This window comes from uncultured Ruminococcus sp. (assembly GCF_947301925.1).
Classification (GTDB): Bacteria; Bacillota; Clostridia; order Oscillospirales; family Ruminococcaceae; genus Ruminococcus.
Genome location: NZ_CAMYUE010000004.1, coordinates 80,834 through 104,324 on the forward strand (window position 1 = coordinate 80,834; position 23,491 = coordinate 104,324).

The following is a 23,491-nucleotide window of genomic DNA, read 5'->3' on the forward strand; positions in this document are numbered from 1 at the left end:
ACAGCAGCTTTTCTGATAAAATATACTTATCAATGATAAAGGGGGTAACTGCCATGAAATGCAGATACTGTAATTACGAAAACCGCGAGGGCGACAGGTACTGTGAAAACTGCGGAGCTTCTCTTGAAGCATCGTCGGGGGCAATGGACGATGTAATGGGAGCAGTTCCCGTACAGCAGGATAATGCTTCACAGCCTGACAGCGGCATTAACGCTTCACAGCCGGACAACTACGGCCAGCCCAACGGCTACGGCCAGCCCAACGGCTACGGCCAGCCCAACAATTACGGCCAGCCCAACGGCTACGGCCAGCCTAACGGCTACGGTCAGCCTAACGGCTACGGTCAGCCTAACGGCTACGGCCAGCCCAACGGCTACGGTCAGCCCAACAACTACGGCAACTATAACAACTACGGTCAGCCTAACGGCTACGGCTATGGCCCCAACGGCTACGGTCAGGGATATAACGGTCCCATTTTCGGACTTGATACCGGCGTATACAATATGTCCGATGGGAGCCCTAAATATGTGGGCTTCGGAGAGGCTATAAAGCTTTACTTCAAGAACTATGTCAACTTCAGTGGACGTTCCACAAGAAGCGAATACTGGTTCGCATATCTGTTCGTATTCCTGGTAGATATCGGTGTAAGCATGCTTACATCGGCTCTTCAGATGACATTGGGCTCTGATGCAAAGATAATAACAAGCATCATCAGCATAGCGGAATCCCTCGTTTTCTTCCTGCCTAACCTTTCGTCACAGGTAAGAAGACTCCATGATGCCGGCAAATCCGGCTGGTGGGTATTAGGAACGGTGTTCATTACTATCGGTGTCGTAGCGCTGATGCTTGTAACGGCACTTTCGGGAGATGTGGAAACTCTCGGCGCAGTTATGTGCTTCTCATTCCTGTTCCTGCTAATATATATAATAATCCTGATAATATTCCTTTGCCGTCCCAGCACAGGCCCCAATAAGTGGGGTGCTCCTGCAAGACCTGACATAAGATGATAATAAAGGCTTCCGATCACCCGGAAGCCTTTGCTTTTACAGGAAAGCCCTCATATCCTTTGAAAGCTGCTCCTCGGCGCTGATTATGCGCTTTGCCATGTCCTTTGAGCGCTCGTCGGCAGCCTGATACTTGTTAAGGTACCGGCTCAGGGACTTGACTCCCATATTGCAGCCGTCCGTCATAAGGTCGGCAACTGTGCTGTCGGACTCGTTTACCGTGAGCTTGACGTTGGTTTTCAGCCATGACATACCCTTTGCCATGGCGGCAGGCTCCTTGCCCTCGTCGTGATACTCTCCGAGAAGTCCCTGAAGGTCGGCCTTCAGGCCGTCGTGCTCCTCGGAGCTGTCCTGAAGCAGCTTTTTAAGCTGAGGACTGCTCACATAATCCAGTACGTCGCCGATGGAGGATATGCCCATCTTTACTCCTGCGTCACATTCTCTCAGGAGCTTTACAGTGTCCTGTTCTACCATAAAAAACACCTCCCTTTGCGGTTATTATGCCCGCTCGGGGAGGTTTTATACTTATTTATCATCGTTTTCATTGCCGAAGTAGAGCTCCGTCATCTGCTGCATACCAAATTTCTCCGTAAAGCGGCGGAAGTCATCTCTTGCTCTTACTAAGCTGTATCCGTTTTCGTTGAGGAATTCCTCGTCAGTGTCGCTGAGCTGTGCGTAGAACTCAAGTCCGATCATAAGGTTTTCCTTGGTGTTGTTTTCAGAGAGCTCATCAAGCTCCCTTACAGCTTCAAGAGGCTCGCCGTTTCGCATCTGTTCGATGAGAGCGTATGCCTTCTGTCTTTCGGCCTCCTGGAGCATATAAAAGGACTGTTCCACCTTTGCACCGAATACTACCTTTGCGATAATTGCGGTTATCTCTTTGATCTGCCGCATGATATAGTCCTGTTCAAACATTGAAAGCCTCCTTCCGGTATAAAAACAGACCTGCGCCTATAGGCATCAGGTCTGTGTCATTTGTCAAAAATCCAGCTTTGAGCGGAGCTTCTCGAAGAAGCTCTGGCGCTTGGCGTAATTCTTTTCCGTAAGCGAGGACTCAAACTGCTTCAGCAGATCCTTCTGCTTCTTTGAGAGGTTCTTGGGCACCTCAACGTATATCTTTACGTACTGGTTTCCGCGGTCTGTGCGGTGGAGCCTCTGTACGCCCTTGCCCTTGAGGCGGAATATAGTGCCTGTCTGGGTACCCTCGCTGATGTTGTACTTCACGTCGCCGTCAATGGTGGGAACGGTTATTTCCGCGCCGAGAACGGCTTCCATATAAGTAACGGGTATATCGCAGTGTATGTCGAAGCCCTCGCGCCTGAATATCGGGTGGGACTTAACGTCGATACCTACAAGGAGGTCGCCGTTGGGGCCGCCGTTGATACCGCAGTCGCCCTGACCGCCTATGCGCAGTGTCTGTCCGTCGTCGATACCTGCGGGGATATCTATGGATACGGTCTTCTGTACTCTTACTCTGCCTACGCCGCGGCACTTTGAGCAGGGATTCTTGATGATCTTGCCCTTGCCTCCGCAGTGAGGACACGGCTTTGATGAGGAGATAGCGCCGAAGGGAGTGCGCTGAGTGGTCTTGACAGAGCCTCTGCCCTGACAGTCGGGACATATATCGGGGGTAGAGCCTGCCTCTGCGCCGGAGCCTTTGCAGTTATCACAGACGCACATACGGTTGACCCTGATATCCTGTTTCTTGCCTGTGCAGGCGTCCATGAAGCTTATGGATACGGTCTCCTGTATATCGGCTCCTCTTCTGGGAGCGTTTGCGCTGGAGCGCTTTGTGCCGCCGCCGAAGCCGAAGCCTCCGAAGATACTGCCCAGGATATCGTCCATATCGGCAAAGCCGCCGAAGCCGCCCATGCCGTCGCCTCCGCCGTAGGAGGGATCAACGCCTGCATGGCCGAACTGGTCGTATCTCGCACGCTTTTCGGGATCAGAGAGTACCTCGTTGGCCTCGTTTATCTCCTGGAACTTCTCGACATAAGACGGGTCGTCGGGGTGAAGGTCGGGGTGGTTCTCTCTTGCCTTCTTACGGAAGGCCTTTTTTATCTCATCCTCGGAAGCACCCTTCTGTATACCGAGGACTTCATAGTAATCTCTTTTTTCAGCCATAGATTATACTCCTTATTAGTAAGTAGTAAGTAGGGATAAGTCACGCAGAAGTGAGAAATTTACTACTTACTAAATAATACACCTTTAGGGCGGGCGGAGAGCCTCCGCTCCCGTTTTCGCGTTATCAATGTATTAAACCGGTATTTTTTGCCGCGCCCGTCAATCAACTATATACACCTTTAGGGCGGAAGGTTTTCCGCCCTAAAAATCAGCCGTTTTCTATCTCGTCTATATACTCGCCTCTGTTGCCGTCGTAATCGCCCAGGTCGTCTTTAGCAAATTCATTGAACAGCTTCAGACCTATAAAGGCTATAGCACACAGAATGATTATTATAACGAGCTTTTTCAGCCATTTATTGTGATCCATTATCAGACCTCAGTAAAGTCTGCGTCAACTACTCCGTCGTCGTTTCCGCCCTGAGCGCCTGCATCTGCTGCACCGCCCATATTAGCGAACTGTGAAGGATCTATGCCCTGAGCGCCGTTGGGAGCTGCCTGCTGATAGATCTTTGCAGAGAGGTCGTAGAAAGCCTTCTGGAGATCCTCCTTCAGGGTCTTGATCTCGTCGTAGTTCTCAGCTGCGATAGCAGACTTGAGAGCTGTGCACTTAGCCTCGATATTGGACTTCTCGTCGGCAGATACCTTGTCGCCGAAGTCTGTGAGAGCCTTCTCGCACTGGAATACAAGGTTCTCGGCCTCATTCTTGTTGTCGACCTGTTCACGGCGCTTCTTGTCCTCGGCAGCGTACTGCTCGGCTTCCTTTACAGCCTTGTCGATATCGTCCTTGGACATATTTGTGGAAGCTGTGATGGAGATGTTCTGCTCCTTGCCTGTGCCGAGGTCCTTAGCGGATACATGAACGATACCGTTCTGGTCGATATCGAATGTTACCTCGATCTGGGGGATTCCTCTGGGAGCGGGAGCGATGCCGTCGAGACGGAACGTACCCAGCTGCTTGTTGTCGCGTGCGAACTCACGCTCACCCTGAAGCACGTTGATATCAACGGCAGGCTGATTGTCTGCGTATGTTGAGAATACCTGTGACTTCTTTGTGGGGATAGTTGTATTTCTCTCGATCATTCTTGTGCAAACGCCGCCTGCTGTCTCGATACCCAGTGAAAGGGGAGTTACATCGAGAAGGAGGAGTCCGTTCTTGACGTCGCCGCCGAGAACGCCGCCCTGGTATGCAGCACCGAGAGCTACGCACTCATCGGGGTTGATGCCCTTGAAGGGATCCTTGCCGATAAGCTTCTTTACAGCTTCCTGTACAGCGGGGATTCTTGAAGAACCGCCTACCATGAGGACCTTGTTGATCTCTGAGATCTGGAGACCGCTGTCGCTGAGAGCCTGTCTTACAGGTCCCATTGTGGACTCTACCAGGTCAGCTGTGAGCTCGTTGAACTTAGCCTGTGTAAGTGTGAGGTCCAGGTGCTTGGGAGTGCCGCTTGCATCAACAGTGATGAAGGGGATATTGATGTTTGATGTTGTTGTGGATGAGAGCTCGATCTTGGACTTTTCTGCTGCGTCCTTGAGTCTCTGAGCAGCCATCTTGTCGGCTGAAAGGTCGATACCCTCTGTCTTCTTGAACTCCTCAACGATCCAGTTGATGATACGCTGGTCGAAGTCGTCGCCGCCGAGGCGGTTGTTACCTGCTGTAGCAAGTACCTGCTGAACGTCCTCACCCATTTCGATGATGGATACATCGAAGGTACCGCCGCCCAGGTCGTATACCATTACGGTCTGCTCCTCTTCCTTGTCGATGCCGTAGGAGAGAGCAGCTGCTGTAGGCTCGTTGATGATACGCTTAACGGTAAGACCTGCGATCTGGCCTGCGTCCTTTGTAGCCTGTCTCTGTGAGTCTGTGAAGTAAGCGGGAACTGTGATAACAGCCTCAGTTACGGGCTCGCCGAGGTAAGCCTCTGCGTCAGCCTTCAGCTTCTGAAGGATCATAGCGGAGATCTCCTGGGGAGTGTAGTTCTTGCCGTCGATAGAAACTTTATAGTCAGAACCCATATGTCTCTTGATAGAAGAAACTGTTCTGTCGTGGTTTGTGATAGCCTGTCTCTTAGCCACCTGGCCTACGAGACGCTCGCCGTTGTTTGTGAAGGCAACAACGGAAGGAGTTGTTCTTGCGCCCTCGCTGTTGGGGATAACTACAGCGTTACCGCCCTCCATAACAGCTACGCAAGAGTTTGTTGTACCAAGATCGATACCAATGATTTTTCCCATAATAATTTCCTCCTAAAGAAATCTTTATAATAGAATTATGTGATTACCTTAATAACTGCTGCCGGGTGCTATGCACTAAACAGCCACTGCCACCATAGCAGGCCTTACCAGCTTGTCGCCAAGCATATAGCCCTTCTGGAATACCGCGCAGACATGGTTGGCGGCGTAGTCCGTGCCGTCCTGCTGCTGTATGGCGTTATGGATATTGGGGTCGAACTCTGCGCCGAGAGCTTCTATCTCAGTGACATTCATCTGTGTGAGGAAGCCCTTGAGCTGATTGTATATCATGCCCATGCCGTTCTTGAAGTTCTCGTCAGAACACTCGGCCTCAAGAGATCTTTCAAAGCTGTCCAGTACAGGGAGGAGCTTCTCCACGCACTGCACCGAAGCGTTCTGATAGGTCTCCGTCTTTTCCTTGGCTGTTCTCTTGCGGTAGTTGTCGTACTCCGCGAACAGTCTCAGGTACTTGTCGTTGGCCTCTGCCAGTGCATCCTCAAGCTCTGAGAACTGAGTTGCGGTATCGTTGTACTCGCTGACCGCATCGGCCTCTTCCAGCTCGTCTGTATCTTCACCCTCGGGAGCGTCGGGCGTATCGCCTGCAAGCTCTTCCAGCTCTTCCAGCTCCTCGGAGAATTTCTCATTCTTTTCCATCGGTCATTGCTCCTTTCTAAGGCTCCTGCATATTGTCGGGAGCGTTTATTATGTCATCGTCGCCGTCCATGAGAGAAGAGATCTTCTGGGTCAGGTACTCGACGTAGGGGATTATCTTTTTATAATCCACTCTCATGGGGCCTATGACTCCCAGAGAGCCTGCCTCCTTGCCGCCCTTGCGGTACTTGGAGACTATCAGGCTTGAATTGCCTATGGCGAAGCTGTCGTTTTCGGATCCGAATTTCACCTGTATGCCGCTGAATGCGTTTTCCAGCAGCTCCGACAGTCCGTCCTTGTGTTCGATGAACTTGACGACCTCCATTTTATCCAGCTCGTCGCAGGACAGGAGCTTTTCGCCTCCGCTGACTGTCAGCTCCTGCTGACGGAGATCCTCGGAGAGCTCGCATATGCCCTTTACGAGGGGCGAGAGCGATACCATATAGGCGCTCACCGCGGCTATCATCTTATCCATCATTTCCTCTGAGAGCTCGTCTACGGAGACTCCGCTGAGGTTTTCCTCTATATAATGTGTAAAGAAATCCAGCTGCTCATGGCTGAGGTCGAATTCGAGTCTGCAAGCCTTGTTCTTGATGTTTCCGCTGGAGGTTATGAGCAGGATAACGTAGAGGCGTTTTCCTGTGGGGATAACTTCCACCTTTGATATTACCGAGAATCTCGGAACGGAATTGGTGACCACCGCAGCGCACTGTGTTATCTCTGTGAGAGCCGTTGCGGCGTTCTGCACCAGAAGCTCCTCGGGAGTGTCCCTGTCGCCCAGCATCTCGTCTATCCTCTGCTTTTCCTCTTCGGGAAGGTCGTGAGGAGTCATGAGCTCGTCGATGTACAGGCGGTAGCCCTTGAAGGTAGGCACGCGGCCTGCCGAGGTATGGGGCTGTTCAAGGTATCCCAGCTGCTCCAGAGCCGCCATATCGTTGCGGATAGTAGCGGAAGAAACATTGATATTATCCAGCTTTGAGATCGATTTTGAACCGACGGGCTCGCCCGTCCTGACGTATTCGTCCACCACGGCAGCGAGTATCTTCAGTTTTCTTTCATCCACGATACTCCCTCCTTTTCCGGGTCTTCTGACGATCTCATTAGCACTCTAACTCTTTGAGTGCTAACTATAATTTATCACTATTATGAGGCTTTGTCAAGGGTTTTATGTATTTTCGGCTTTTTTACCTAAATTAACCTGAAGTGCAGAACCATTTAGAGCAAATTGACAAAGAGTGCAAAACAGCGAAAAAACGTGTGTCAGACTATTGACAAAGAGGGTGCTGCGCTGTATAATATAGGTGCAGTAAGGTACTGCAATATTTTGAAGAGTAAGAATACGTTCGTTACATCTTTTGATGTTCCAGTGTTGACCGAACGGGGAGTTGTCGGTCAAACGAAAAGCTTCGGCTTACGGTTCGTATTTTGCATCCCGCTTCATAGGACAACTAAAAAGAAACTATGCCTTCTTTTCTTGTCGTATGAGTGAGGAAAAGGAGGTTATTTTTATGGCTGTAAACAACAAAACAGCTGCAATAAAGTCCGATATCAGGCTTTTCGGCAGCACAAAGGTACTGGTTCTCGCAGCGCTGCTCATTGCAATCAGCGTAGTGGGAAAATCCCTGAGAGTTGATATATTCAGCGTTATCAGGATCAGCGCTGAGACTCTGCCCATACTCATGGCAGGCATTTTCTTCGGACCGTTCATCGGTGCGGCAGTAGGTGCAGGCGCAGACCTCATCGGCTGCCTTGTCACAGGCATGACGCCTATGCCCCTTATCACAGTAGGAGCTGCGGCTACAGGCTTTTTCGCAGGTCTTTCCTACAATTATATATTCAAGAGCAAGCCGCTCCCGAGAGTTGCCTGTGCAGTTGTGATCGCGAGGATTATCGGCTCACTTGCAATAAACACCACAGGGCTTTATTTCCTGTTCCCCGCAATGAGACCCCAGCTTATCTGGAGACCTGTTACCTGTCTCGTTATGGCTGTTATCGAGACATCTATTATCTATATGCTCCTGAATAACAAGGCATTTGCGGCGCAGCTTGAGAAGATAAAGAGAAAATGAACTTCACGGAAGCACTTGAGTATATGAAAAAGGCTGCCGAAAGAGGCAGCGTGCTGGGGCTGGAGCGCATAACGGAGCTCCTCCGTATAATGGGCGATCCCCAGGACAGAGTAAAGACGGTGCATATCTCCGGCACCAACGGCAAGGGCTCCTTCGGGGCTATGCTGACCTCGGTGCTGAAAAGTGCAGGCTATATAGTCGGGGGCTTTTCCTCTCCCGCTATCACAAAGATCACGGACAGCTTCCGCATAGGCGGCGAGGAGATATCAGAGCAGGAATTTGCCGACCTTATCGGCGATATAGCTCCCCTGTGCGAGAGTATGGACGAAAAGCCCACGGAGTTTGAAGTCCTTACGGCGGCGGCTTTTGAGCTCTTTGTGCGCCGCGGCTGTGATATCGCAGTTGTGGAGTGCGGCATGGGCGGCGATCTTGACTCCACCAACGTCATAAAGGCTCCGCTGCTGTCTGTTATAACAAATGTGCAGAAGGATCACAGTGCTTTTCTCGGTGATACCATAGGGGAGATAGCTTCCCACAAAGCAGGCATCATAAAGCAGGGGCGTCCCGTGTATTTCGGCGGCGACAGCGAGGAGGCCTACGAGATCATCGCCGACGCTGCGAAAAAAGCAGGAGCAGAGCTGTTTATCCCCGATTATTCCCGCTTTTCATGGACAGATGAATGCTGTACCACAGAGGGCACGGATATCACATATATGGGAGAACGGCTTCATATACCGCTTCTGGGCACATACCAGCCCGAAAATGCGGTGAATGTGCTGAGCTGTATTGGTATTCTCAGGAAAAACGGACTTGATATACCCGACAGTGCCGTCCGCGAGGGACTGGCCAATGTAAAGTGGCACGGCCGCTTCGAGGTGCTTTCACGAGAGCCTCTTATCATCTATGACGGCGCCCACAATCCCGACGGCATACGCTGTGCGGCTGACAGTATCAGGCGGTATTTCGGCGGCAGCAAGGTGGCTCTCCTCATAGGCGTCATGGCCGACAAGGAGTACGGACTCTATGCAGATATGCTGGGAGAGCTGGCGGAGACCGCCTTTGCGGTGACTCCCGATAATCCCCGTTCCCTTGACAGCGCCGTACTTGCGGAGGCTCTTACGGAGCGCGGACTTCCCTCCACTGCCTTCACAGACCTTGTGCAGGGCGTGGCTGCGGCAAGGGACTATGCTGCGGCTCACGGCATACCGCTGATAGCTCTGGGCTCGCTGTATATGTACAGGCAGGTCACAGAGGCTCTGGACTCAATATAAAAAATAATACCCGTAAGCGATGATATACCGCTTACGGGTATTTTGTTACTGACGGTCAAGGGAGCAGGCTTTCCATACGCCGCCGTCGTTCACGGCGTCTATGACAAAGGTCTGCTGGGCGCCGAAGTAGTCAACGCCTATGGTGAAGGTGAAGGAGCCTCCCGTGATATCGCTCACCTGGGGATCGCCCTTGTAATTGAAGCCGCAGCCTCTGCCGCCCTGAAGGTAGTAGAGCCCGCCGTCGAATTCCTTGAACATGGGAACGTCACCTGTGTATATCTCATTGTATCTGTAGAGCAGATCGCCGCAGATACGGGACTCCACGTAGTTCTGAACGTCCCACATAGAGCCGAAGCGTCCGTCCGTCACCTTTGAGTACCTGTACATACCGTCGTCCATGGTCTCGCCGCTGGTGCTGACAGCGCCGCCGTCTATCATATCTATGTCGTTGAGGTTAGCCATTATGGTTCTTGCTGCGCTTATGTATTCGGGAGATACTCCGTTGTTCTGAGGTTGTTCGGCAGCAGGAGGAGCCGTGATCTCGGGAGCCTTGCTCTCGGGGGGCTTTGCCGTCTGCTTAGCTGTTGTGGGAGCATCGGGAGCCTTTGTTCCTTCAGGTTCCTGTCCCTGTGGAGGATCGGTCACAGGCGTGATGTCTATGTTGAACTGCTGTGCAGAGCGTGAAGATGTTCCGTTGTATGTTTCGACTGTGCAGGACGCAAGAGCTCCGCATATAACAGCGGAAGCCAGCATTAATGAGAGTATTCTTCCTTTCATGGTAAACCTTCTTTCTTAGTTGGCAGTTTGTATGTTTATATTTATGATACACATTTTCGGCAGGATTTTCAAGAGTGAAATTTCACGAACTTCGCTCTGTTTTACGGGATTTTTAGTATATATAGCCATGATATCGGGCTGAAAATCGGGATACAGAAACGGGTCTGCGTATGCAGACCCGTCTATTATTCATGAACACACTTTTTTATTTTCAGCCTTCAATCTTGGGGAGGTTTGCGAGAGACTTTGCGATCTCCTCGTCTGTGGGGATATAATCGCTCATCTTGCCGTCGTTGTATGCGCCGTAAGCGTACATATCGAAATAGCCTGTACCTGTGAGACCGAAGAGGATAGTCTTTTCCTCGCCTGTCTCCTTGCACTTGAGTGCCTCGTCGATAGCTGCGCGGATAGCGTGGCTGCTCTCGGGAGCAGGAAGGATACCCTCGACTCTTGCGAACATCTCTGCCGCCTCGAATACAGCTGTCTGCTCAACAGATGTAGCCTCCATGAGACCCTGATCGTAGAGCTCGGAGAGTATGGAGCTCATGCCGTGGTAGCGGAGACCGCCTGCGTGGTTGGGTGAGGGCATGAAGCCGCTGCCCAGAGTATACATCTTCTGGAGAGGACAGATCTTGCCTGTGTCGCAGAAGTCGTAAGCGTATGTACCTCTTGTGAGGCTGGGGCATGAAGCGGGCTCAACTGCGATGATACGGTAATCTGCTTCTCCGCGGAGCTTCTGACCCATGAAGGGAGAGATAAGACCGCCCAGGTTTGAACCGCCGCCTGCACAGCCGATGATGATATCGGGCTTGATGTTGTACTTGTCCATTGCAGCCTTTGCTTCAAGGCCGATGATCGACTGGTGAAGGAGTACCTGTGCAAGAACGCTTCCGAGAACGTAGCGGTAGCCCTCCTTTGTGGTAGCTGCTTCAACTGCCTCTGAGATAGCGCAGCCGAGGCTTCCGTTTGTATCGGGGAATTCGGCAAGGATCTTTCTTCCGACCTCGGTAGTCACAGAGGGCGAGGGAGTAACGTTTGCGCCGTAGGTACGCATTACCTCGCGGCGGAAGGGCTTCTGCTCGTAGCTTACCTTTACCATGTATACGTTGCAGTCAAGGTCGAAGTACGCACAGGCCATTGACAGAGCTGTACCCCACTGGCCTGCACCTGTCTCGGTGGTAACGCCCTTGAGTCCCTGCTTCTTTGCGTAGTATGCCTGAGCGATGGCGGAATTGAGCTTGTGGCTTCCGCTGGTGTTGTTGCCCTCGAACTTGTAGTAGATCTTTGCGGGAGTTCCCAGCTTCTTCTCAAGGAAGTAAGCTCTTACCAGAGGAGAGGGACGGAACATCTTGTAGAAGTCCTGGATCTCTCCGGGGATATCGATGTAGGGAGTTGTCTCGTCCAGCTCCTGATTTACCAGCTCGTCACAGAAAACGTGCTTGAGGTCCTCGGCAGTACAGGGCATGCCTGTTGCGGGGTTGAGGAGGGGAGCGGGCTTCTTCTTCATATCAGCGCGTACATTGTACCACTGCTTGGGGAGCTCGTTTTCCTCCAGATAGATTTTGTAAGGGATCTTTTCATTTGACATAGTAATTTCTCCTTTTCGTTAGAATTAGATCGGTGTGTACTATGCCGAGACGGAAATATAAAAAGCTCCTGTCCCAGCATTATTTCTGCCGGGACAGAAGCCGTAAAACTTCTGCGGTGCCACCCTGCTTGACGCTAAGCGTCCACTCGATCTGTACATATATACAGTGGTTTTGTTAACGCAGACCCTTCTGCGTCTTGCCTACACAGTGCACTGTATGCCGTCAGTTTGTGTTTCCCGAACGTCATGCCGCCATAGCCGCCTGCCTGTTCTCACAGCCTGACCGCCGCCCAGCCTCACAGCCTGACCGCCGCCCAGCCTCACAGCCTGACCGCCGCCCGACCTCACAGCCTGACCGCCGCCCGACTTCACAGCCCGACCGCCGCCCGACCTCACAGCCCGACCGCCGCCCAGCCTCTCAGCCTGACCGCTGCCCGACTTCACAGCCGACCGCTCTGCACCTTCAGCTCGCCCTCGGAAGTCCATTCACCCACCCCTGCATACCTGCTCTCACCTGCCGCAGGCTCTCTGAAATGCGCGGAAATGTGCTACTATTCTTCGTCATCGGTTTACTATGGTGAATTATAGCATATGCGGGAGAATATGTCAAGTGAAATGGGGAAAAATCCGCAAAATGCTGAAAAACTGAGGGGTGAGCGGAAGAAAAGTGTTGCAAATCCGAAAAAACAGGAGATATTGGCAGTACCTTTTGCAGCTTTCGGTTCTATAACCGATAATAGGATAACGGTATAGAGAAAATGTGAAAAAGGACTTTTCAACAGGGTGAAAAAGTGGTATAATAAATGAGTGTACGGCTTACTTGATGTCGCTCCTGTACTTTGCACGGGTGCGGGAAATGCTCTCCTCGCTGCGCTTTATAAGGTTGAGCAGGGACGATGAGTACTGGGCGAAATCCTTCTGGAGAGTAGCCGTGGTAACGTAGAGAGTATCGAAATTGTCAACGCAGTCGTTGCCGTCAAGGGCAATACCGCTGGAGGCAGCCTTTATATTGGCCTCGCTCATGGATACGATAGCGTTTGCACTGTCGTTGGCTATGACCTTGGGTATACGGAAGAGCTTCTGGTCGTTGTGGGGATTTGCGTTGTATACGATACGGAAAAGCTTGTACACCGAAAGCATAAGGTAGGACGATACCTCCTTGATGAGGGTTATGCTGTTGGCCTTCTGCGCTAGACTGAAGAGAAGGCTTATGGAGTTGTTGATTATCCTTCTGTTGAAGTTGATGATCTCGGGCGATGGCATTTTCATGCTGTTGTTGCCGTCGTCGTCGGGAATATCCTCGATGGTGATGGTCTTTCCCTCGGGCTCGGGAGTCCTTCCAAGCAGATAGTCGCAGGAAACATTATAGTAGTCTGCTATCTTTACGAGGAAATTGAGACCGCATTCTCTTATGCCTTTTTCGTAGTGAGAGAGCAGAGCCTGGGATATGCCCAGATCTGTAGCAGCCTGCTTCTGGCTGATGTGTCTTTCCTTACGCTGTAAAGTTATAATTCTTGCAAAATCTGAGTTCATAGATAAAACCTCCCGATTAAAAAATCAAATAATCCGTTAATACTATTATAATACAATAAGTATAATTTGTAAATATGCAGAAGTATGAAAGAATTAGTGAAATTTTTCGGCTCTTTTCGTGAAATTTACTAAGAGTTAAAAAAACGGGCGGCAAATTTGTGCAAATTATCCTATCTGTATGTTCAGCGTTATATCATACTGTGTTTTGCAGTGTATCACCATAAAAGGAGGCCGCGATGAAAGGCTACAGGATAAGCGTGCTCCGTCACGGAATGACGGAGGCAAACGAAAAAGGAATATATATCGGCAGCACCGATCTGCCCCTTTCCGACAAGGGCGCCGCGGAGCTGGCAGCAAAGGCGGACGAGTACGACTACCCCAGGGTACACAGGGTATACTCCTCTCCCCTGCGCAGATGTACCGAGACTGCGGATATACTCTACCCCGATACTGAGCTGTGCGTGGTGGACGACCTGAGAGAGCTGAATTTCGGCGAGTTTGAAAACAAGAGCATAGACCAGCTGGCAAAGCGTGAGGACTACAATAAATGGCTGAGAGGCGGCAAGGACGCAAGACCGCCAAAGGGCGAGAGCCTTGAGGAGATGACTGCACGCACATATAAGGCCATACACAGCATCATAACCGATATGATGGAGAACGGTCTCACCCACTGTGCAGTTATAACTCACGGCGGCATCATATCAAATCTGCTCAGCTGCTTCGGAATGCCGAAATACGACCCCAAGGTGCTGAGCTGTGATTTCGGCATGGGCTTTGAGATACTTGCGACCGCCCAGATGTGGCTGAATTCCCAGGCCTTTGAGATACTGGGCTACTGCCCCTACGACAGACTTCCCGGAGAGGAAAACGGGGAGGACGAATAAACTCCGCAAAAGCGGCGATAATATCTGCAAAACTGATTTTTCGGAGGCGCAGATATGAAAATAAGGGAGCTTATCCGCTATTCGGGGCGGCTGCTGAAGGGCAGGCGTGCAAGAACAATGATGATATGCCTGCTGCCCTTTGGAGCGGAGCTGTTCTTCCGCTGTGCGGAAGCGGCTGTGTTCAGCCTGCTGCTGTATTTCGGCAGCGCGGAGCCTATGGAGCTCTTCGGGGCGGACAGCGCCCTGCGGCTTGCCGTCACGGGGATATGCACCCTGCTGAGATGGCTGACGGCGGCTCCGCTGATGTATGCGGCGGCTCAGGAGCTGTACGTCATCACCTCGGAGCAGCCCCGCAGGCGCAGTGTGCCGTTTTCACGCATATTGCTGAAAAAGCGCACCTTCAGGCGGAGCATTTCCGCTGCCCTGTGGACAAGGGCTCTGGGACTCCTCGGGCTGGTGCCCGTCATATTCTTCGGAGCGTGGGCGTATATGCTGCTCCGCGGAAGGCTCCGCACCGCAGAGGTCTTTCTTGCGGCAAATGCGCTGTTCCTCACGGCGGTATCGGCTTTGCTGTGGCTGTCGCTGAGACTCAGCTTCATGGCTGTGCCCTTCCTGCTGGCAAGGTATCCGCAGCAGACGGCCTTCCGCACGGTGATACGCTCTGTGGGCTTCATGAGGGGCAGAAAGCGGGTATTCCTGGGACTTATGGCAGTGTATCTGCCGCCGCTGCTGACCATAGTGCTGCTGCCTCAGGGGCTGACAGGCCTTATGACCGCCATGTCGCTGAGTACGGATATTTTCATCAGGGAGGACGAATACCTTGAAACAGATAGAGCTGACAGTGGACTCGGAAAAGCCCGTAACGCTGGAACGCTTCCTCATGGGAAAAAAGGGCGTGTCAAGGCGGCTGCTGACAAGGCTTAAACGCTGCGAAGGCGGCATGACGCGGAACGGCTGCACCATACGGAGCATAGACAAAGTGGAAAAGGGCGACGTCATAGTCCTCAGCCTGGAGGACGACAGCTTCCTTGAGCCCAACGGAAGTCTCAGCGTTCCCGTGGCCTTTGAGAACGACAACCTTGTGGTTTTCGACAAGGCAGGCGGTATGCCTGTTCATCCCTCAATAAAGCATCAGGGGGACACTCTTGGCAACTACTTCGCATATCTCTATCCTCAGCTCACCTTCCGTCCCGTCAACAGACTTGACCGCGATACCTCGGGACTGTGTATCATCGCCAAGGACGCCCTTGCGGCAAAGCTCCTACAGGGGAGCTGCAAAAAGGTGTACTATGCGGCGGTTCACGGTGTCATACCCGAAAAGGGCACCATCGACGCGCCCATAGCAAGGGAGCGGGAGTCCATAATCCTGCGCTGCGTCCGCGGAGACGGACAGCGTGCCGTCACACATTACAGGCGGCTGCTGTGCAACGACAGGTACTCCCTTGCGGAGATAGACCTTGAAACGGGACGTACCCACCAGATAAGGGTGCATTTTGCTCATATCGGAGCTCCCCTTGCAGGAGACGACCTCTACGGAGGGCTCCGTGATGATATATCAAGACAGGCTCTGCACTGCGGCAGACTGAGCTTCAGCGACCCGCTTACGGGAGAGCCCGTCACCGTATCCTCGGAGATCCCCGAGGATATCAGAGAATTATTTCCAACAGGAGGTACAATATGGAAAAAATAGCAAGCTTTCAGGTAGACCACACAAAATTCAGCGTAGGTATGTACATCTCGCGCATAGACGGCGATATCGTTACATATGACGTCCGCATGGTGAAGCCCAACGGCGGCGTATACCTCGAGACTCCCTCAATGCACACAATCGAGCACCTTTTCGCCACCTTCGCAAGAAATTCCGAGTTCGGCGGAAATATCGTATATGTAGGACCTATGGGCTGCCGCACGGGATTTTATCTCCTCACAAGAGGCCTTTCCCACGAGAACGCCATAAAGCTGGTAAAGGACGCCTACACCTTCATCAGGGACTATAATGACGAGATCCCCGGCTGTACAGAGGTGGAGTGCGGAAACTACCGCGAGCATGATCTTGCTTCCGCAAAGAAGGACGTGGTCCCGCTGCTTGAAAAGCTTCAGGACTATACAGTTGAGATGCTTGATTATACATGGCATTTTGATAAAAACTGAGCATAATTTTGTGCATAGTGATGAAATACCCCCTCAAAAACCGATTTGAGGGGATTTTTTCGTTGTATTATCACAAATATTTGATATAATATTATATGTTGGTTCGCAGCCGCAGACCGCACTGAGATCATGAGAGAAAGGAGCGTTGCTATGGATACGGAAGATACTGAGCGCAGGGAAACCGCCGGTGCCTCCGTTCCGCATACGGACGGCAGAGGTTTGAACTTCTTCGCAAGAGCGGGACATTTCTCCGTAAAGGTGGGAGCTGCCCTGCTGCTGGGCCTCATCAAGGGCGCAAAGTTCATATTTGCCGAGATACTTGACCTTGCCGTATCCCTGCTGAAGGCGCTCCTGTGGGTGCTCAGGGAGCTGACGTCTCCGCTGAGGAACCGCTTCAATATAAACAAGGATATGCAGAAGAAGGTCTTCAAGGCCCGCAAGGAGGGCAGGGAGGAGTACAACAAGGCGCTCTTTGAGTTCTGGTTCTCCTACCTGTTCGGCGAGGACGGAGTGTTCTACACCGCCTTCAATTACGTTCTTCCCGTCATATCCTTTGCATTCCTTATAGGTATCATACGCTACGGCTCGGGACTTGAATACGGCCTCAGCGTGGAGTACAACGGCAGAGAGATAGGCATTATCACCGCGGAGGCCGAGTTTGAGGCCGCCGAGCAGGAGGTCCAGCAGAGAATAGCCTATGCGGACAGCGATGTGAATATAGACCTGTCCGCAAAGTATTCCCTGCGTATCATAAACGAGAACGACAAGGTGGTGTCCGCGTCACAGCTTGCCAACGAGATGCTGGCCGCCTCGGACGAGGCTCTGACGGAGGCCTACGGCATCTACATCGACGGCAAGTTCATAGGCGCAGTAAAGGACAAGTCCCCTGTTCAGGACGCCCTCAACGAGAGGATACTCAATTACCGCGTTGACGGCGTTGTAAAGGATATATCCTACAAGAACAATATCGAGTATTCCCACGGCGTATACCTTGCAAGCAGCGTAATGGACACCAAGGCCGCCATAGACCTGCTGACCTCGTCAAAGGAGAAAAATGCGGTGTACATCGCTCAGAGAGGCGATACCGCCGTTACTATAGCCCAGAAGTACAATATGGATCTTGACAAGCTGGAGGAGCTCAACAAAGGCATATCCCAGAAGTGCAGAAAGGGTATGCTGGTAAATGTCATCGAGACCGAGAGCTATCTGCCTATACAGTATATCCGCGAGATGGATCCCATTACCTTCCTGGACTATGAGACCATAGAGGTGGAGACCAGCTCCCTCAACGTAGGCGTCAGGGACGTTCTCGTAAGAGGCAGGAGAGGTGAAAAGACCAGCCATATCGAGATAACCTACGTCGACGGCAGGGAATACTCAAGAAAGACCATAAGCTCCAAGATCACCAAGGAGCCTGTGGTTGAAAAGATAGGCATAGGCATCTATGCCGCAAGACCTGACAGTCCCAGCACTATACTCACGGGCTCGGGCGAGTTCGGCTGGCCTGTTGACGGCGGCTGGGTAAGCGACGGCTTCGGCGGCGAGAGAAACCATAAGGGTATGGATATCGCGGCCTCTACGGGTACGGAGATATATGCGGCTGCCGACGGCGAGGTAGTTTCCGCAGGCTGGAATACAGGCGGATACGGCTATTTTGTGCAGATCGGACATACCGACGAGTATCAGACGGTATACGGCCATATGAGCGCTGTTCTCGTTGACGAGGGACAGTATGTGTCAAGAGGCCAGCTCATAGGTCTGGTGGGAAATACAGGCAATTCCTACGGTTCACACTGCCATTTCGAGGTTAGACACCTGGGCATATGCCTCGATCCCGAGCTTTTCCTCAATACCACAGACAGCTTCAACACCGAGGCTGACAAGAAAAAGGAAGAGGAAAAGGATAAGGACAAGAAGAAAAACTGAAAAAAGCTCCTCAGACATGAACATCTGAGGAGCTTTGCTTTTACTTCCTGTTCTTTTTGTATATGATAGCCAGACCCTTGATGAGAAGGTTATTGTCGAGGATTATCTCTCTCCTGCAAAGGGGGACTACCAGCTCGGAAAGTCCGCCTGTAGCTACTGCGGTACACTTCTCGCCCAGCTCGTCCTCTATACGGTCGATTATGCCGTCCAGAGCGCTGGCGTTGGAGTAGAGTATGCCGCTTTTCAGGCAGTCTACGGTGTTTGTGCCGATAACGTGGGAAGGAACCTCAAAGTTTACCTTGGGGAGCTGCGCTGTCCTTGCGGTAAGGGCGTCTGCTGCCACCTTCATGCCTGTGAGGATAAGGCCGCCGCGGTAATTCTTGCTGCTGTCCACAACGGAAAGGGTTGTGGCTGTGCCCATATCTATGATGATAAGGGGCACGGGATACTGATTTATGGCAGCAACTGCGTCAACAGCCTGATCGCTTCCCAGCTGAGCGGGGTTGTCTATGAGTATATTCAGGCCTGTTTTTACTCCGGGGCCTGCCAGCATGACCTCAACGCCGAAGAGCTTGCGTATGGCCTCTTTTACCGTTGCGGTCACCGAGGGAACTACCGATGACATTATGGCGTCGTGTATATCCGACAGGTCGAAGCTGTTCATTTCAAGTATGGTCTTGATGAGTACGGCATATTCGGCAGCTGTGGCGTTATGATCGGTGCTTATCCTCTCAAAGAGGACTACCTTGTCATTATCATCGACGCAGCCGAAAACTATATTTGTATTACCGATATCTACTGCTAAAAGCATATTAAAACTCCTTTTATATATTATTCAGCTGACCGCAGGCGCTTTTTCAGCCCGCAGATTCAGTCTTTTTCGGTGCGGAAGGGCGGCAGCGGCAGTCCGTTGACGCCGAAAAGCCCCACATCGGCATAGTTTGTCCACTTGAACCGTGCTGCGGCAGGACAGGGCACCTCGTCGCAGCTGAGCTCAATATATGGCAGAGCCACCTTAGCCCTTGCAGGGTGGTAAACTACGTCCGCTCCTGCGATCTCGAAGCCCTCAAGGCAGTTCTCGTCCTTGCCGCCAAGGCCTCTTTCGCAGTTTTCAAGGTGTATGAGCATGGTGCCGTCTTTCACCTCGAAGCTGTCGTACATAGGGGGCAGGGATTCTCCTCTGCTCATCTGTGAGTAGACCTCGCTCATGGCCTGAAGGTACAGTCTGTGACCTACGGGCTCCTTTGAAACGGGGTGGATATTGTTGAATTCGCCGCAGTCCAGACATACCGCAAGACCTGTATTCTTCACGGTGCGGAACACCTTCTCCTGAGCCTCGCGGATATATGCCCAGCTCATATCGTCGGGGACATCCTCGTATCTGAACATGGGGAGCTGTACTATCATGAAGGCCAGCTCGTCGTCCTTCCAGTCCCTGCGCCAGTTTTCGATAAGAGCTTTCAGCAGATGCCCGTAGGTGCGGGGGCGGTGCTCGTCGGATTCGCCCTGATACCAGAGCACTCCGCGGAGAGTATAGGGTGATATGCGGCTGACCATGGTCTCGTAGAGGCCGCAGGGACGCAAGGGGTTCTTTATGCCCATAGGGCCCGGATAGCGGTTCTCGCCGCATTTTTCCAGTACCCTGTCCCATTTGATATCGGGCTGTTCGGCGTAGCACTGAGCCACACGCTTGTCCCAGCCTGCCTGATAGGAGACGTACTCGTCGTACTCGGCTATCATTTCCTCGCGGGACCTGCCCTCGGTCGCCTTGTCGTATTCGTCGGTATAGGGGCGCAGGCGGCTGTCCTGTTCAAGGTATTCGCGGCTCATCCATGCAGAGGCGGAGGTGCCGCCCCAGTTGCAGCCGATGATGCCCACAGTGACGCCAAGTCTGCGGCTGAGCTCCTTTGCGAAGTAATAGCCCACAGCCGACCATGAAGCGGAATTGTCTGCCGAGGGAAGACTCCAGCAGGTACCCCTTTCGGCTTCGGCCACTTCCTCGGCCATGGTGCATTTGGGGGTATAGTAGAATCTTACGTTCTCCTCTGAGCAGCTTACCAGCTCGCGGACGCTGTTCTTGTCGTTGCGGAGCTCATACTCCATATTTGACTGGCCTCCTGCCAGCCATACCTCGCCTATGGCCACATTGCGGAACACTTTCTTTATGGCGCCGCAGCATATCTCAAGGCTGCATTCGCTGCACTCCTTCATAGGCGGCAGCACAGCCTCCCATCGGCCGTCCTTTATGACGGCGCGTGCGGATACCGTAAGGTCATCTGCGCGTACAGTTACCGTTATTATCTTCTCGTTGTCTGTACAGGTGCCGAATATGCGGACGTTCCTGCCTCGCTGGAGCACCATGTTATCGCTGAAAACAGCAGCAGCTTTCATAGTATCTTATCTCCTTTTATTCATTGACTGTAAGGACGTTGTTCTCATGACAGAAGTCGATGAGTGTGTATCTTGCTATATCTGCATATTCGGGCTTTGCCATATAGTAGACATAGGTCTCTATCAGGTTGAACAGCCAGGCTGTCCTGCCCTCGATCTTGAACTGGTTAAAGCCCATGGGCAGGTACTTGTCCCGGATATCATCGGGCTTTATGTTGGTGCTAAGGTCTCTTATCTCAAAGAGGTTTCTGGTGAAGAAGGGGCAGTTCTGATTGGCGCCGTCGCCGAAGATTATGGGATCATAGGGCTGATTTGGGTACTTGCGCATATGGTTGGCATAGTTTATCTGCTGAACGCCCACATTGTAGTAATGCTGCTTCCTGTTGGGACAGGCGGGGCGGCAGTTTGAGTTGACCAGGAACTCGCACTTCTCCTTGTGGGGAAGCTTTTCAAGTATATCGAACTTATTGTTCAGGTCGTAGTCCACCACCACGATATTGTAGTCCTTTTCAAGCTCCCGGGCAAGTCTTTCGCCGTCGTCAAGGCGCTTGCAGGTGGAGCTGGTTATTTTGAAATCGGGATAGTATTTCCTTATATACTCCTCCAGTATCGGCGATACCACTATGACCTCGTTGAGGCCGTTGTTTGCCAGGCTCATGACCATATTGCAGAATTTGTCGTTGAGGTGCTTCTTTTCCAGCGCAGGGTTTGTAAAGGTAAACCTTACGGGTATGCCCTTGTCGTTGAAGGCCTTCAGCACCGCTTTGACGTCATTCTTGTCGCAAAGTCCCTCCTGAGTCCTGCCGCCGTTCCATATGGACTGGGGGAAGGCTCCGTAAAAGGAGGCTATCTCTATATCGCGGAAGTACTGGGGGTACTGCTCCAGCACGGTGGCGAATATGAGGTTGAACCTGAAATGAGTGGCTATGCCCGGGAGATGGAATCTTGCTTTCATAGTCCTACCTCTTATTTGTCAACGCGGATAACGCCGTTGCGCTCCAGATTGTAGAGGAGCATGAGACGCGCCTCGTCGCGGCATTCGGGCTTGACCATGTAGTAGAGGTGGTTCTCGGTGAGGAATATCCTTCCTGCCGTTCTGCCCTCCAGCTTGAACTGCTCAAAGCCCATGGGTAAGTACTTGTTCCAGATATCGTCGGGGCTCACATGGGTGGGGAGCTTCCTGATATCGTAGGCGTTCCTTGTGAAGCAGCCGCAGTTTATGACGTTATTCTCGTTCACCTTGTAATAGTCGTCAATGTTGAAGGGAGTGGTTTTGCCGCTGTTGACATATTCGTTGTATGCGATGGAATACTCGCCGATGAGCCTGTAATGCTCCTTACGCATTTTGCACTTGGGGTTGCACAGGGTGTTGCAGAGGATCTCGCATCTGCCTCTTTCCTCCCGCGGGATCTTTTCCAGCAGGTCGAACTGATTGTTCAGGTCGTAGTCCAGAACCACTATATGGTAATCCTTGCTCAGCTCGCCTATGGGGCCGTCGATGGTGTCAAGGCGCTTGCAGGTGGAGCTTGTCAGCTTGTAATTGGGGTACTTGTCGCGGATATAGTCCTCCAGCAGGGGGGAATTGACGATCACCTCGTTGAGGTCGTTGTAGGCCAGCTCAAGTATCCTGTTGCAGAAGGGGTCTTTCAGCATCTCGTCGGTTATGCAGGGGTTGGTGAAGGTAAATCTGACGGGTATGCCCAGACCGTTGTAGGCGCCGATCACCTGCTTTATGAAGCTCTCGTCGCATCTGCCCGTAACCGAGCGTCCGCCGTTCCATACCGCAGGGGGGAAGGTGCCGTAGAATGAGGCTATCTCTGCGCCCTCGCGGAAGTAATCGGGACAGTTCTTCATCATATGTGCGAAGATGTAGTTGAAGGAGAAATTCTTTGTAAGTCCCGGAAGATGAAATCTTGCTCTCATGATAGGACCTCCTTAGCTTTCGTACTGTATAACGCCGTTTGAATCGAGGTTGTAGAAGAACATCATTCTCGCCTCGTCGCGGCATTCGGGCTTTGTCATGTAGTACATATAGATATCTATGAGGTAGAGATTGCCTGCCGTTCTTCCCTCTATCTTGAACTGCTCGAAGCCCATGGGGGCGTACTTGTTCCAGATAGCGTCGGGAGAGATATGTGTGGGCAGATCCTTTATCTCGTAGAGTGTGCGCTGACGGCAGTGGCAGTTTATGAGCTTGTTGACATTGCGCTCTGTATAGTCGTTGATGTCAAAGGGAAGCTCGGGGTGCTCCTTCAGGTGCTTGTTGTAGTATATCATCTGCTCGCCGATGAGGTCGTATTCCAGCTTGCGGTTGGGACATTTCGGGTTGCAGCAGGCATTTGACAGGAACTCTATGCGGGGTCTGTCCTCCACGGGTACTCTTTCAAGTATATCGAACTTATTGTTCAGGTCGTAGTCCATAACCACGATGTGATAGTCCTTTTTCAGTTCCTCAAGGAAGCCGTCTGCGGTGTCCAGACGCTTGCAGGTGGAGCTGGTCAGCTTGTAATCGGGATAGGTCTTGCGGATATAGTCCTCCAGCAGGGGAGAATTGACTATTACCTCGTTGAAGCCGTTGTTGGCAAGCTGCATGACCTTGTTGCAGAAGGGATCGTAGAGATGCTCCTCCTTCAGCACGGGATTGGTAAATGTAAATCTCAGGGGTATGCCCAGATCGTTGAAGGTCTTTACGACGCCCTTTATAAAGCTGTCGTCGCACTGCCCGCCGATAGTTCTTCCGCCGTTCCAGATAGAAGGGGGGAAGGCTCCGTAGAATGAGGCTATCTCAACGCCCTCGCGGAAGTAATCGGGGCGGTTCTTCAGCATATGTGCAAAAACCAGATTGAAGCGGAAATGCTCCGTAAAATCGGGGAGATGAAATCTTACTCGCATGAAA

General features: G+C 52.0%; 25 protein-coding genes and 1 riboswitch. Of the genes, 9 read left to right on the forward strand and 16 right to left on the reverse strand.

Annotated features, from left to right (window positions below):
- The first annotated feature begins 53 nt into the window (after positions 1–53).
- Positions 54–1,007 carry a DUF805 domain-containing protein gene (locus tag Q0Y65_RS07145; RefSeq protein ID WP_297958494.1) on the forward strand — a complete coding sequence of 318 codons (954 nt, stop codon included), beginning with the start codon at positions 54–56 and terminating at the stop codon, positions 1,005–1,007.
- Between the two features lie 36 nt (positions 1,008–1,043).
- On the opposite strand, the gene Q0Y65_RS07150 is transcribed toward Q0Y65_RS07145, so the two are convergent.
- The 7 genes from Q0Y65_RS07150 to hrcA form a co-directional block, all read right to left on the reverse strand.
- Positions 1,044–1,478, reverse strand: coding sequence for a hypothetical protein (locus Q0Y65_RS07150; RefSeq protein WP_297958495.1), 435 nt, complete (start codon positions 1,476–1,478; stop codon positions 1,044–1,046).
- Between the two features lie 51 nt (positions 1,479–1,529).
- The gene (locus Q0Y65_RS07155; protein WP_297958496.1) at positions 1,530–1,919 is read right to left on the reverse strand and encodes a DUF6483 family protein; all 390 of its coding nucleotides are present in this window, start codon (positions 1,917–1,919) and stop codon (positions 1,530–1,532) included.
- Between the two features lie 63 nt (positions 1,920–1,982).
- Positions 1,983–3,128, reverse strand: a complete 1,146-nt coding sequence (gene dnaJ / locus Q0Y65_RS07160; protein WP_297958497.1) for a molecular chaperone DnaJ — start codon at positions 3,126–3,128, stop codon at positions 1,983–1,985.
- 208 nt (positions 3,129–3,336) lie between these two features.
- Positions 3,337–3,495: a hypothetical protein gene (locus tag Q0Y65_RS07165; RefSeq protein WP_297958498.1), complete on the reverse strand. Its 159-nt coding sequence runs from the start codon at positions 3,493–3,495 to the stop codon at positions 3,337–3,339.
- Between the two features lie 2 nt (positions 3,496–3,497).
- Positions 3,498–5,357 (reverse strand): molecular chaperone DnaK, encoded by a 1,860-nt coding sequence (gene dnaK, locus Q0Y65_RS07170; RefSeq protein WP_297958499.1) that lies wholly within the window; start codon positions 5,355–5,357, stop codon positions 3,498–3,500.
- A 75-nt stretch (positions 5,358–5,432) separates the two neighbouring features.
- Positions 5,433–6,008 carry a nucleotide exchange factor GrpE gene (gene grpE / locus Q0Y65_RS07175; RefSeq protein WP_297958500.1) on the reverse strand — a complete coding sequence of 192 codons (576 nt, stop codon included), beginning with the start codon at positions 6,006–6,008 and terminating at the stop codon, positions 5,433–5,435.
- Between the two features lie 16 nt (positions 6,009–6,024).
- Positions 6,025–7,068: a heat-inducible transcriptional repressor HrcA gene (hrcA, locus tag Q0Y65_RS07180; protein WP_297958501.1), complete on the reverse strand. Its 1,044-nt coding sequence runs from the start codon at positions 7,066–7,068 to the stop codon at positions 6,025–6,027.
- 262 nt (positions 7,069–7,330) lie between these two features.
- A riboswitch (THF riboswitch) is annotated at positions 7,331–7,445 on the forward strand.
- A 68-nt stretch (positions 7,446–7,513) separates the two neighbouring features.
- On the opposite strand from hrcA, the gene Q0Y65_RS07185 reads away from it, so the two are divergent.
- On the forward strand, positions 7,514–8,074 hold the full coding sequence (locus tag Q0Y65_RS07185) for a folate family ECF transporter S component (protein WP_297958502.1): 561 nt from the start codon (positions 7,514–7,516) through the stop codon (positions 8,072–8,074).
- Positions 8,071–9,345: a folylpolyglutamate synthase/dihydrofolate synthase family protein gene (locus Q0Y65_RS07190; protein WP_297958503.1), complete on the forward strand. Its 1,275-nt coding sequence runs from the start codon at positions 8,071–8,073 to the stop codon at positions 9,343–9,345. Before Q0Y65_RS07185 ends, Q0Y65_RS07190 begins: the two co-directional genes overlap by 4 nt.
- A 45-nt stretch (positions 9,346–9,390) precedes the next feature.
- On the opposite strand, the gene Q0Y65_RS07195 is transcribed toward Q0Y65_RS07190, so the two are convergent.
- From Q0Y65_RS07195 to Q0Y65_RS07205, 3 genes are all read right to left on the reverse strand, one after another.
- Entirely contained in the window at positions 9,391–10,122 is a 732-nt protein-coding gene (locus Q0Y65_RS07195) for a hypothetical protein (RefSeq protein WP_297958504.1), read from the reverse strand.
- Between the two features lie 211 nt (positions 10,123–10,333).
- Entirely contained in the window at positions 10,334–11,710 is a 1,377-nt protein-coding gene (locus Q0Y65_RS07200; RefSeq protein WP_297958505.1) for a TrpB-like pyridoxal phosphate-dependent enzyme, read from the reverse strand.
- Positions 11,711–11,911: 201 nt separating this feature from the next.
- A complete protein-coding gene (locus Q0Y65_RS07205; RefSeq protein ID WP_297958506.1) occupies positions 11,912–12,196 on the reverse strand; it encodes a hypothetical protein in 285 nt (94 codons plus the stop codon).
- Positions 12,197–12,313: 117 nt separating this feature from the next.
- Between Q0Y65_RS07205 and Q0Y65_RS07210 the strand changes: the two genes are divergently transcribed.
- Positions 12,314–12,463 (forward strand): hypothetical protein, encoded by a 150-nt coding sequence (locus tag Q0Y65_RS07210; protein ID WP_297958507.1) that lies wholly within the window; start codon positions 12,314–12,316, stop codon positions 12,461–12,463.
- A gap of 63 nt (positions 12,464–12,526) precedes the next feature.
- Here the strand turns inward: Q0Y65_RS07210 and Q0Y65_RS07215 are convergent, their stop codons facing one another.
- Complete coding sequence (locus Q0Y65_RS07215) at positions 12,527–13,243, reverse strand: helix-turn-helix domain-containing protein (protein WP_028521673.1); 717 nt, start codon at positions 13,241–13,243, stop codon at positions 12,527–12,529.
- A 236-nt stretch (positions 13,244–13,479) separates the two neighbouring features.
- Between Q0Y65_RS07215 and Q0Y65_RS07220 the strand changes: the two genes are divergently transcribed.
- From Q0Y65_RS07220 to Q0Y65_RS07240, 5 genes are all read left to right on the forward strand, one after another.
- Positions 13,480–14,127, forward strand: coding sequence for a histidine phosphatase family protein (locus tag Q0Y65_RS07220; RefSeq protein WP_297958508.1), 648 nt, complete (start codon positions 13,480–13,482; stop codon positions 14,125–14,127).
- Positions 14,128–14,181: 54 nt separating this feature from the next.
- Complete coding sequence (locus Q0Y65_RS07225) at positions 14,182–15,051, forward strand: hypothetical protein (RefSeq protein ID WP_297958509.1); 870 nt, start codon at positions 14,182–14,184, stop codon at positions 15,049–15,051.
- Positions 14,948–15,817: an RluA family pseudouridine synthase gene (locus Q0Y65_RS07230; RefSeq protein ID WP_297958510.1), complete on the forward strand. Its 870-nt coding sequence runs from the start codon at positions 14,948–14,950 to the stop codon at positions 15,815–15,817. Before Q0Y65_RS07225 ends, Q0Y65_RS07230 begins: the two co-directional genes overlap by 104 nt.
- Positions 15,805–16,278 carry an S-ribosylhomocysteine lyase gene (locus Q0Y65_RS07235; protein ID WP_297958512.1) on the forward strand — a complete coding sequence of 158 codons (474 nt, stop codon included), beginning with the start codon at positions 15,805–15,807 and terminating at the stop codon, positions 16,276–16,278. Before Q0Y65_RS07230 ends, Q0Y65_RS07235 begins: the two co-directional genes overlap by 13 nt.
- Before the next feature lie 150 nt (positions 16,279–16,428).
- On the forward strand, positions 16,429–18,204 hold the full coding sequence (locus Q0Y65_RS07240; protein ID WP_297958514.1) for a M23 family metallopeptidase: 1,776 nt from the start codon (positions 16,429–16,431) through the stop codon (positions 18,202–18,204).
- Positions 18,205–18,244: 40 nt separating this feature from the next.
- Here Q0Y65_RS07240 and Q0Y65_RS07245 read toward each other — a convergent pair whose 3' ends face one another.
- Genes Q0Y65_RS07245 through Q0Y65_RS07265 form a run of 5 tightly spaced genes read right to left on the reverse strand, consistent with a single transcriptional unit; the run spans position 18,245 to position 23,487 of the window.
- Entirely contained in the window at positions 18,245–19,015 is a 771-nt protein-coding gene (locus Q0Y65_RS07245; RefSeq protein ID WP_297958515.1) for a type III pantothenate kinase, read from the reverse strand.
- A 59-nt stretch (positions 19,016–19,074) separates the two neighbouring features.
- Positions 19,075–20,595 carry a sialate O-acetylesterase gene (locus Q0Y65_RS07250; protein ID WP_297958516.1) on the reverse strand — a complete coding sequence of 507 codons (1,521 nt, stop codon included), beginning with the start codon at positions 20,593–20,595 and terminating at the stop codon, positions 19,075–19,077.
- Positions 20,596–20,611: 16 nt separating this feature from the next.
- A complete protein-coding gene (locus Q0Y65_RS07255) occupies positions 20,612–21,550 on the reverse strand; it encodes a hypothetical protein (protein ID WP_297958518.1) in 939 nt (312 codons plus the stop codon).
- An 11-nt stretch (positions 21,551–21,561) separates the two neighbouring features.
- Entirely contained in the window at positions 21,562–22,518 is a 957-nt protein-coding gene (locus Q0Y65_RS07260; protein WP_297958520.1) for a hypothetical protein, read from the reverse strand.
- Between the two features lie 12 nt (positions 22,519–22,530).
- Positions 22,531–23,487, reverse strand: a complete 957-nt coding sequence (locus Q0Y65_RS07265) for a hypothetical protein (protein WP_297958521.1) — start codon at positions 23,485–23,487, stop codon at positions 22,531–22,533.
- Positions 23,488–23,491 lie beyond the last annotated feature (4 nt).